Below are 10,393 nucleotides of genomic sequence, written 5' to 3'. Positions count from 1 at the left end.
AACACCCCACTGAATCAGGGGCTTGCCCAGTCCACACCCGAGAATCAATGATCCCGAAACTCTTTATGACAGGCACTACAGGCATCTTCGACTTTCTGCACCGCCGGGCCCAGGTTACTGGCCTTGTACGGCTGAACCTTGCTTGCGATCACCAATTCACCGGTGGCCGCTTCAAGGTTTCGGGCCAACTCCTGGAAGCGTGCCTGCTGTTGCCACACGTTGTCCTTGGCGCTGGTGTGATCTTCTTCACGCACGCTCGGGAAATGCTTCCAAGGCTCACGGGACAAGGTGTCGAGCTTCACGGCGCCTTCGGCAAATTTCGGACCGTCGAACGGGATACGACCACGCAACATGCCACCCAGGTCTTCCCCGGTCTTGAGCATCTGTTTGAAGATCGCCTTGCGTTGTCCCAGGGGCGAATTCGGATCGACACCGCCGCAAGCGGACAAGGTCAGGCAGGCCAGCAATACCACGGTCAGTTTTTTAAAAGTCATGATGGCTTCAAGGTCACGGGAAACGGCGGCCAGTATCCTCGTGTCATCAGCAAAGACCAATAGCCCTATTATCAATACGGGTTGTTTGAGCGCATGGAGCACTCAGGCAACCGGCAAAGGAATTACTCCATGAACAGCCGCTTCAAGGCATGGCGTCACCACCTCGTGTGGACTCTTCCAATGGTGGCCGTGCTCGCCGGCTGCACCGGCGGCGATAAAAACACCCCCAAGACCCACGCGCTCGCAACCTACTCCAGTGCCACTTGGGAAGCGCTGCCGGCGGTATCCGACACCGATCTTGTCGCCGGTTTCGGCTCATGGCGCAGCGCCTGCAACCGACTCAAGGCTGACCCGGTCTGGGGTTCGACCTGCGCGGCTTCCGCCAATGTGCCGCAGACCGCCAGCGACATTCGCGGCTTCCTCAAGCAGAACCTCGATGTCTACGGCCTGCGCGCAGCTAATGACAATCCCAACGGTTTGATCACCGGCTATTACGAGCCGGTCTACCCTGGCAGCCTGACCCAGACCGAAGTGGCGAACATTCCGGTGTACGGCGTGCCCGAGGACATGATCATCGTCTCGCTGGACAGCATCTACCCGGAACTCAAAGGCAAACGCCTGCGCGGACGCCTAGAAGGTCGCGTACTCAAACCTTATGACGATGCGGCAACGATCGAGACCAATGGAGTCAAGGCGCCAGTGGTTGCGTGGCTGACCGACCCGATGAACCTGCAATTCCTGCAAATCCAGGGTTCGGGGCGCATTCAGCTCAACGACGGTCGTCAGTTGCGCATCGCTTACGCTGACCAGAACGGCCATCCGTACCGTCCCATCGGGCGCTGGCTGGTCGAGCAAGGCGAGCTGAAAAAAGAAGACGTGACCATGGGCGCTATCAGCGCCTGGGCCAAGGCGCACCCGCAACGCATCCCGCAACTGCTGGGCAGCAACCCGAGTTATGTGTTCTTCACTCGCAACCCGGACAGCAACGAAGGGCCACGCGGCTCGCTGAACGTTCCGTTGACGGCAGGTTACAGCGCGGCAGTGGACCGCAAAGTGATTCCGCTGGGCAGCCTGTTGTGGTTATCCACGACAAAACCGGACGGTACTGCACTGGTACGGCCCGTGGCGGCGCAAGACACCGGCGGTGCGATTGCCGGCGAAGTACGTGCGGATCTGTTCTGGGGCACTGGCGAGGCGGCTGGGCAATTGGCCGGGGATATGAAACAGCAAGGGCAGATCTGGATGCTGTGGCCCAAAGGCGCGGCGTTGCCGCAAGTGCCTCAAGTTGCCGATGCGGTCAAAGCCAAACCTTGAATTCTGCGGTGACTGATAAATAGCAATCGCGGGCAAGCCCGCTCCCACANCAATCGCGGGCAAGCCCGCTCCCACAAGGACCGCATTGACCCTGTGGGAGCGGGCTTACCCGCGATGAGGCCCTCACAATCACCGAAGAATGTTCAGACCGACACCACAAAGAAACTNGCAATCAACGCCATGCCCACGAACCACACCAGCGAACGCAGCATCGCCCAGTCCGCCAGGTAGCAAATGATGTACAGCAGGCGGCTGGTGATAAACAGCACTGCCAGCACATTGACCGTCACCAGCTGCGCCGTGCCCACCAGGTGCGCAACAATCACCGCCGTCGCGAACGCCGGGGTCACTTCAAAACTGTTCAGTTGCGCCGCATGCGCGCGTCTACCCAGACCATTTAGCGACTCGAGAAAGTCCCGAGGGTCATGGTTGTCTTGCAGCCTGAACCTGCCACTGACCTTGGCGATGACCGTGCAAAGATAGGGCAGGAAAATCGCGATCAAAACGCACCATAGAGCAACCGTCATAAAGCAGTCCTTTCTTCAATTTTAGAATGTTGAGTACCCGTCAGAACTTCATGACCAAAATACCGATCAGTACGAGCCCACAGGCTAAGAGCCTTGGCCTGCCGAAAGGTTCTTTCAGGTAACGCATGCCGAACAGCACCACCAGAATCACGCTGATCTCGCGCAACGCCGCCGCTTCGGCAATCGACCCCAGCTGCATTGCCCACAGCACCAAAGCGTAGCTGAACAACACGCAGAACCCGACCGCCAGCCCCAGTCGCCACTGTTCACGCCAGAACAGCATGAACGCCGGGCGCTTGCGCACCAACGCCAGCAACGGGAACGGCCAGGCGCTGAGCAACGTAACCCAGACCAGATAGTCCAGAGGGTGCGACCAGCGCCTTAACGCCTGGCCATCGATGAAGGTGTAGCAGCCGATGCACAGGCCGATCAGCGCCACCACCGGCAACATCGACCACGGCAGACGCGCACCACCACCTCCCTGCCAGAGCAGGCACAGCATGCCGAACGGGATCAACAGGATTCCGAAGATCTGCTGATTCGTCAGCACTTCGCCAGCGAAGATCAGCGTCAGTGCCAGCACCACCAGCGGCGACAGCCCACGCATCAACGGATAGACCAACCCGAGGTCGCCGACCCGATACGCCTGGATCAGCAGATAGCGATAGAGCAGTTCGAACGCCGCCGACGCCAGAATCCACGGCCAGATTTCAATCGGTGGCAGCGCCACGAACGGCAGCATCAGGGCGACAAACAGCATCGCGACGCTGTCCATGCAGGCCACCACCAGCAGCCGTTCGGCGCTGAATTTGATCAGGGTATTCCACGTCGCGTGCAACAGCGCCGCCACCAACACCAAAGCCGTCGCAAGCACAACACACTCCTTTTTTATTGATCCCCGTGCCCTGTAGGAGCCGGCTTGCTGGCGATGTACACCGCAGTGCCTGCATCGCCAGCAAGCCGGCTCCTACAAGGGGCGAGGGATAATTGATTCGCCATAGGTCAGCAGCTGTTTATACTGCAAGCGACCACGCCGCACTCAGTTGCGCACAGACTAATTCCAATAATTTCTGCCCCTGCCCGCGCTCATCGAGAACGGCCATCGGCACGCGCATGCCTGATCAGAGCGTCAAGACTACCGACAGAGACCTTGCGCATGCCACTCGCCCTGCTCGCCCTCGCTGTTGCCGCGTTCGGCATCGGCACCACTGAATTCGTCATCATGGGCCTGCTGCCCGACGTCGCCCGCGACCTCGCCGTGAGCATTCCCCACGCCGGCCTGCTGATCACCGGCTACGCCCTGGGCGTAGTGTTCGGCGCGCCGATCCTCGCGATCGGCACCGCCAACATGCCGCGCAAAGCCACGCTGTTAGGCATGACGCTGATGTTCATCCTCGGCAACGTGCTGTGCGCATTGGCGCCGAACTACGCCACGTTGATGGCCGCGCGAGTGGTCACCGCGTTGTGCCACGGTGCGTTTTTTGGCATCGGCTCGGTGGTCGCGGCCGGCCTGGTCGCGCCGAACAAAAGGGCGCAGGCCATCGCCATGATGTTCACCGGCCTGACGCTGGCCAACGTGCTCGGCGTGCCATTGGGCACCGCGCTCGGGCAATACGCCGGTTGGCGTTCGACGTTCTGGGCGGTCTCGGTGATCGGCGTGATTGCAGCCCTCGCGCAGTGGCTTTGGCTGCCGAAGGACATCGCGATGGACAAGGCCAACCTCGCCAGCGAGTTCAAAGTGCTGGGCAAGGTCAATGTGTTGCTGGCCTTGGGCATGAGCGTGCTGGCGTCGACCAGCCTCTTCAGCGTGTTCACCTACATCGCGCCTATCCTGCAGGACATCACCGGAGTCAGTCCGCACGGCGTGACAATCATGCTGCTGTTGTTTGGCGTCGGCCTGACGGCAGGCAGCATGCTGGGCGGTCGCCTGGCGGACAGTCGATTACTGCCTTCATTGGTGGGCATGGCGCTGGCCGTCGCGGTGGTATTGGCTGCCTTTAGCCAGACCAGTCACTCGGTGATTCCGGCGGCGATCACGCTAGTGCTATGGGGGATTTTCGCGTTTGCCCTGTGCCCGATTCTGCAACTGCTGATCATCGATCAGGCGCATGAAGCGCCGAACCTTGGCTCGACGCTGAACCAGAGCGCCTTCAATCTCGGTAATGCGGCGGGTGCCTGGATCGGCGGGCTGGTGGTTGCCAGCGGTGCGGATCTGGCGGATCTACCGTGGACCGGCGCGCTGGTCAGTGGCCTGACGGTGCTGACCGCGCTGCTCTATATCTACCTGCAACGTCGCGCAGTGGCTGCGGTCAATGTGTCCGGCTGAACAGGCCCGGCATCATTGATTACTTTTTGCTCTTCTGCGGATCAGGCTCCGANATCGTCAGTGAACACAGATTCNGAAAGGTTCTACCCGCCTTTTGCTGCGTGGATTGCAACATCCCGCCACGGCTGCGGTCCATCCACCCATTAACAACCTGTCACTCTCCTCCAAGGACCCCGGATGCTTGAACTTGTCGCCGCCTTCATCTGCCTCACCACCCTGCTCACCTATGTGAACTTCCGTTTTATCGGCCTGCCGCCCACCATCGGCGTGATGGTCACGGCCCTGCTGTTTTCCCTGATCCTGCAAGGCCTGAGCGTTATCGGCTACCCCGGCCTGGAAGCGCGTATCCAGCAGTTGATCGGCCAGATCGACTTCGGCGACTTGCTGATGAACTGGATGCTGTCATTCCTGCTGTTCGCCGGCGCTTTGCACGTCAACCTGAATGACCTGCGCAGTTATCGCTGGCCCATCGGCTTACTCGCAACCTTCGGCGTATTAATCGCCACCGTGGTGATCGGCAGCCTGGCGTACTACATCTTTGCCCTGTTTGGCTGGCACGTGAGCTTCCTTTACTGCCTGTTGTTCGGCGCGTTGATCTCGCCTACCGACCCGATTGCAGTGCTGGGTGTGCTGCGAACCGCGAACGCCTCGAAACCCCTGAAAACCACCATCGTCGGCGAGTCGCTGTTCAACGACGGCACGGCGGTTGTGGTGTTCACCGTGCTGCTCGGCATCGCACAGTTGGGCGAAACGCCAACCGTCGGCGCCACCGCCATGCTGTTTGCCCATGAAGCCATTGGCGGCGTGGCATTTGGCGGGCTCATCGGCTACCTGGTGTACCTGATGATCAAGAGCATCGAGCAGCACCAGATCGAAGTGATGCTGACCCTGGCCTTGGTCATTGGCGGCTCGGCGATGGCCAGCGAACTGCACGTTTCCGCACCGATTGCGATGGTGGTGGCCGGGCTGATCATCGGCAACCTGGGCCGCAAACTGGCGATGAACGACATGACCCGGCGCTACCTGGATGGTTTCTGGGAACTGCTCGATGACATGCTCAACGCTCTGCTGTTTGCGCTGATCGGCATGGAGCTGCTGCTGTTGCCGTTCAACTGGCTGCACGTATTCGCCGCCAGCTTGCTCGCCGTAGCGATCCTGCTGTCACGCCTGCTAACCGTGGCCCCGGCGATTCTGTTGCTGCGCCGCTGGCGCACGGTGCCACGCGGCACCATCCGCATTCTCACCTGGGGTGGCTTGCGTGGCGGGGTTTCGGTGGCACTGGCCCTGGCCCTGCCGCTGGGCCCGGAGCGCGACCTGTTGCTGAGCATCACCTACATCGTGGTGCTGTCGTCGATCCTGTTGCAGGGCTTGAGCATCGGTAAGCTGGTCAAACACGTGACCAAAGATGAACCNGTGTCCGGCTGAACAGGCCCGGCATCATTGATTACTTTTTGCTCTTCTGCGGATCAGGCTCCGAACCCTGCTCCGTCGTCTTCTTGGGCGGGCCGCTCTCGCTGCGAATCTGCGCGTGGCTGATCAGCGCGAAGATGAAGCTGCCACCGATGATGTTCCCCGCCAGCGTCGGCCCGGCGAACATCAGCCAGAAGTCCTTCCAGGGCAGTTCGCCGGCAAACACCAGGTACGACACCTCGGCCGAGCCAACCACGATGTGGGTGAAATCCCCCAGCGCCATCAGGTAGGTGATCAGGATGATGATGAACATCTTCGCGCTTTCCATGGACGGGATCATCCACACCATGGTGGCGATCATCCAGCCGGAAATAATGCCTTTGGCGAACATCTGGCCAGGGTCGTTTTCCATGACCTTGCGGCCAATCTCAAGGAAGGCCAGGTCGGTCTTGCTGTCGAAAATCGGCAGATTGAGCATCACGTAGGCCACGAGCAGCGTGCCGCAGAGGTTGCCCACCAGCACCACTGACCACAGGCGCAGCAATCGGCCGAAATTGTTCAGTGTCGGTTTGCTCATCACCGGTAGCACGGCCGTCAGGGTGTTTTCGGTGAACAGTTGCTGGCGCGCCAGGATGACGGCGAGAAAACCCGCGCAATAGCCGAAACTGGCAATCACCTTGAATGCTTCACCTTCGGGCAGGCGCGAGTTGAGCAGCCCCATGCCCATCAACGACAGGCCCATGGTCAGGCCGGCCGCCAGCGCCGACCACCACAGCGCCGCTACCGTGCGCTCCAGCTCCTGATCGCCCTGGGTGCGAATGATTTCATGCAGAACCGCCGCGCGGGGCGGTTGGTTCTTGTCGACCTCGTGCCGTTCTTCCGGCGACAGGTTTGGGGTCTTGCCGTCTTGCTTGATGTCCATAGCGCTCCGGAACCGGTGGTGTGTCATGTAGGTACGACACGCGCGGCTCGGAGCTGTTCAGTGCCCCCAAAAACGAATTAAAACCTAGTGCGAGGGAGCTTGGGGGGCAAACCACATCGATGGATTTACGACTGCTACGCAGCCGAACGGGAGCAAGCTCCCTCGCCACAGATGACGCGTTTATTCGTGGATGCCGTCGTCCTTGAACTGGTCTTTGACGTACTTGATCTCGGTCTGCCCGTGCGGCGCGGGCAAGCCGTCTTCACCCAGATTGACGAAGACNATTTTTTCCACGGTCAGGATGCTTTTGCGGGTGATCTTGTTACGCACTTCACAGGTCAGGGTAATGGAGGTGCGGCCGAACTCGGTAGCGGTGATGCCCAGCTCGATGATGTCGCCCTGGCGCGAGGCGCTGACGAAGTTGATTTCGGAGATGTACTTGGTCACCACACGCTGGTTGCCCAACTGGACAATGGCGTAGATGGCCGCCTCTTCGTCGATCCAGCGCAGCAGGCTGCCGCCGAACAGGGTGCCGTTGGGGTTGAGGTCTTCGGGTTTTACCCATTTGCGGGTGTGAAAGTTCATAGTCACTCCAATGCGTCTTGCCGAATGATGGGCAACATCATGGCAGAGCGTCGGCCCAAGCTCTATGAGCATCGACTATGGTCTCGATTACCGTTCGGACATTGACTGACAGAAACGCTTTGGAAGATAAGAATAGCCCGCTATAATCGCCACCGTTTCAAAACGGTAACGTTCACTTGCTACCGTTCTCCCGCCACCTGTCCGAGGGGCGCTGCAGCAGGCTCGACCTGTCAGGCTCGGATGGGGCGTTGNCNGGCCTNGNTCGGCCGGATACTAAACGCACAACGGCGCCCATTCGCACACTACGAATGGAGGCTCTTCATGAGCGCTGTAATCACGCCTGCAGGTTTTACCGACTACAAAGTCGCCGATATGTCCCTCGCTGCCTGGGGCCGTCGCGAAACCTTTATCGCCGAATCCGAAATGCCTGCCCTGATGGGTCTGCGCCGCAAGTACGCCGCTGAGCAGCCGCTCAAAGGCGCGAAGATCCTCGGCTGCATCCACATGACCATCCAGACTGCCGTGCTGATCGAAACCCTGGTTGCCCTGGGTGCCGAAGTACGTTGGTCGTCCTGCAACATTTTCTCGACTCAAGACCAGGCCGCTGCTGCTATCGCTGCTGCCGGTATCGCGGTTTATGCCTGGAAAGGCGAGACCGAAGAAGAGTACGAGTGGTGCCTGGAGCAAACCATCCTCAAGGATGGCAAGCCATGGTACGCCAACATGATCCTCGACGACGGCGGCGACCTGACCGAGCTGCTGCACAAGAAGTACCCGCAGATCCTCGACCGCGTCCACGGCGTGACCGAAGAAACCACCACGGGCGTACACCGCCTGCTGGACATGCTGGCCAAGGGCGAGCTGAAAATCCCGGCCATCAACGTCAACGACTCGGTGACCAAGAGCAAGAACGACAACAAGTACGGCTGCCGTCACAGCCTGAACGATGCCATCAAGCGCGGTACCGACCACTTGCTGTCGGGCAAGCAAGCCCTGGTGATCGGCTACGGTGACGTGGGCAAGGGTTCGTCCCAGTCCCTGCGTCAGGAAGGCATGATCGTTAAAGTCTCCGAAGTAGACCCGATCTGCGCCATGCAAGCCTGCATGGACGGCTTCGAAGTGGTTTCGCCGTTCATCGATGGCGTCAATGACGGCACCGAAGCAAGCATCGACAAAGCGCTGCTGGGCAAGATCGACCTGATCGTAACCACCACCGGTAACGTGAATGTTTGCGACGCGAACATGCTCAAAGCCCTGAAAAAGCGTGCCGTTGTCTGCAACATCGGTCACTTCGACAACGAAATCGACACCGCTTTCATGCGCAAGAACTGGGCATGGGAAGAAGTGAAGCCACAGGTGCACAAGGTTCACCGCACCGGTGCTGGTGATTTCGACCCGCAGAACGACGACTACCTGATCCTGCTGGCTGAAGGCCGCTTGGTGAACCTGGGCAACGCTACCGGCCACCCAAGCCGCATCATGGACGGCTCGTTCGCCAACCAGGTACTGGCGCAAATCTTCCTGTTCGGCCAGAAGTACGCCGACCTGTCGCCAGCCCAGAAAGCCGAGCGCCTGACCGTGGAAGTGCTGCCGAAGAAACTCGACGAAGAAGTGGCCCTGGAAATGGTCCGCGGCTTCGGCGGCGTAGTGACTCAACTGACCAAGACCCAGGCCGACTACATCGGCGTGACCGTCGAAGGTCCGTTCAAGCCGCACGCTTATCGGTACTAAGCAGCTGCAAGCTTTCAGCTACAAGCGGCAAGAAAAAGCGTTTGTGCTGAGGGCTTGTCACTTCCTCGCTCTTTAAGCAGCTATTGGCTGTGAGCTTCAAGCTACAAGAACGGCACGCCGCCCTCTTGCAGCTTGAAGCTTGCAACTTGCAGCTGGAGACCTCCCCCATGTCCCAAGACCGTCGCTACAGCTTCGAGTTCTTCCCGACCAAGACCGATGCTGGGCATGAAAAGCTACTCGCCACTGCCCGTCAGCTGGCCACGTACAACCCCGATTTCTTCTCCTGCACCTATGGCGCTGGCGGTTCGACCCGTGATCGCACGCTCAACACCGTGTTGCAGCTAGAAAGCGAAGTGAAAGTCCCGGCCGCACCGCATCTGTCTTGCGTTGGCGACAGCAAGGACGACCTGCGCGGCCTGTTGACTCAATACAAGGCCGCCGGTATCAAGCGCATAGTCGCCCTGCGTGGCGACCTGCCGTCCGGCATGGGCATGGCCAGCGGCGAGCTGCGCTACGCCAATGACCTGGTGAGCTTTATCCGTGAAGAAAGCGGCGATCACTTCCACATCGAAGTGGCGGCTTACCCGGAGATGCACCCCCAGGCGCGCAATTTCGAAGACGACCTGCAGAACTTCGTGCGCAAGGCCAACGCCGGCGCCAACAGTGCGATCACCCAGTACTTCTTCAACGCCGACAGCTACTTCTACTTTGTCGAGCGTGTACGGGCCATGGGTGTAAACATCCCGATCGTGCCGGGCATCATGCCGATCACCAACTACAGCAAGCTGGCGCGCTTCTCTGACGCTTGCGGTGCTGAAATCCCACGCTGGGTGCGCAAGCAACTGGAAGCCTATGGCGACGACGTCAAGAGCATCCAAGCGTTCGGCGAGCAGGTCATCAGCGAGATGTGTGAACAATTGCTGCAAGGTGGCGCACCAGGGCTGCACTTCTACACCCTGAACCAGGCTGAACCCAGCCTGGCCATCTGGAACAACCTCAAGCTGCCACGCTGAGGCTTGCCCGATTGCGGTGCATTTAAAACAAAAGGCCCTCGCATTGACGAGGGCCTTTTTGTTTTAAATTT

At 59.7% G+C, this 10,393-nt stretch carries 10 protein-coding genes and 1 riboswitch; of the genes, 5 read left to right on the top strand and 5 right to left on the bottom strand.

What is annotated here, in order from left to right:
• Positions 1-44: 44 nt before the first annotated feature.
• A complete protein-coding gene (locus B7L09_RS19515; RefSeq protein WP_094470230.1) occupies positions 45-494 on the bottom strand; it encodes a c-type cytochrome in 450 nt (149 codons plus the stop codon).
• A 129-nt stretch (positions 495-623) separates the two neighbouring features.
• Here B7L09_RS19515 and mltA point away from each other — a divergent pair, with 129 nt between their 5' ends.
• Positions 624-1,808, top strand: coding sequence for a murein transglycosylase A (mltA, locus tag B7L09_RS19510; RefSeq protein WP_094470229.1), 1,185 nt, complete (start codon positions 624-626; stop codon positions 1,806-1,808).
• A 143-nt stretch (positions 1,809-1,951) separates the two neighbouring features.
• Here mltA and B7L09_RS19505 read toward each other — a convergent pair whose 3' ends face one another.
• Both B7L09_RS19505 and B7L09_RS19500 read right to left on the bottom strand, forming a co-directional pair.
• On the bottom strand, positions 1,952-2,335 hold the full coding sequence (locus B7L09_RS19505) for an MAPEG family protein (protein WP_094470228.1): 384 nt from the start codon (positions 2,333-2,335) through the stop codon (positions 1,952-1,954).
• A gap of 40 nt (positions 2,336-2,375) precedes the next feature.
• The gene (locus tag B7L09_RS19500) at positions 2,376-3,209 is read right to left on the bottom strand and encodes an EamA family transporter (RefSeq protein ID WP_094470227.1); all 834 of its coding nucleotides are present in this window, start codon (positions 3,207-3,209) and stop codon (positions 2,376-2,378) included.
• Positions 3,210-3,491: 282 nt separating this feature from the next.
• Between B7L09_RS19500 and B7L09_RS19495 the strand changes: the two genes are divergently transcribed.
• Together B7L09_RS19495 and B7L09_RS19490 are read left to right on the top strand one after the other, a co-directional pair.
• The gene (locus B7L09_RS19495) at positions 3,492-4,661 is read left to right on the top strand and encodes an MFS transporter (protein WP_094470226.1); all 1,170 of its coding nucleotides are present in this window, start codon (positions 3,492-3,494) and stop codon (positions 4,659-4,661) included.
• Positions 4,662-4,838: 177 nt separating this feature from the next.
• Positions 4,839-6,086: a cation:proton antiporter gene (locus tag B7L09_RS19490; RefSeq protein WP_094470225.1), complete on the top strand. Its 1,248-nt coding sequence runs from the start codon at positions 4,839-4,841 to the stop codon at positions 6,084-6,086.
• 19 nt (positions 6,087-6,105) lie between these two features.
• Here B7L09_RS19490 and B7L09_RS19485 read toward each other — a convergent pair whose 3' ends face one another.
• Both B7L09_RS19485 and B7L09_RS19480 read right to left on the bottom strand, forming a co-directional pair.
• Positions 6,106-6,993, bottom strand: a complete 888-nt coding sequence (locus B7L09_RS19485; protein ID WP_094470224.1) for a formate/nitrite transporter family protein — start codon at positions 6,991-6,993, stop codon at positions 6,106-6,108.
• A gap of 180 nt (positions 6,994-7,173) precedes the next feature.
• Positions 7,174-7,578, bottom strand: a complete 405-nt coding sequence (locus tag B7L09_RS19480; protein WP_094470223.1) for an acyl-CoA thioesterase — start codon at positions 7,576-7,578, stop codon at positions 7,174-7,176.
• 197 nt (positions 7,579-7,775) lie between these two features.
• Positions 7,776-7,878: riboswitch (S-adenosyl-L-homocysteine riboswitch) on the top strand.
• 21 nt (positions 7,879-7,899) lie between these two features.
• Between B7L09_RS19480 and ahcY the strand changes: the two genes are divergently transcribed.
• Both ahcY and metF read left to right on the top strand, forming a co-directional pair.
• On the top strand, positions 7,900-9,309 hold the full coding sequence (gene ahcY / locus B7L09_RS19475) for an adenosylhomocysteinase (protein WP_094470222.1): 1,410 nt from the start codon (positions 7,900-7,902) through the stop codon (positions 9,307-9,309).
• A gap of 167 nt (positions 9,310-9,476) precedes the next feature.
• Complete coding sequence (gene metF, locus B7L09_RS19470; RefSeq protein WP_094470221.1) at positions 9,477-10,322, top strand: methylenetetrahydrofolate reductase [NAD(P)H]; 846 nt, start codon at positions 9,477-9,479, stop codon at positions 10,320-10,322.
• Positions 10,323-10,393 lie beyond the last annotated feature (71 nt).

This window comes from Pseudomonas mandelii (assembly GCF_002251635.1).
Lineage (GTDB): Bacteria > Pseudomonadota > Gammaproteobacteria > Pseudomonadales > Pseudomonadaceae > Aquipseudomonas > Aquipseudomonas mandelii_B.
Note: the sequence above shows the minus strand (reverse complement) of the source record. Positions and strands in the feature narration are given on the sequence as shown.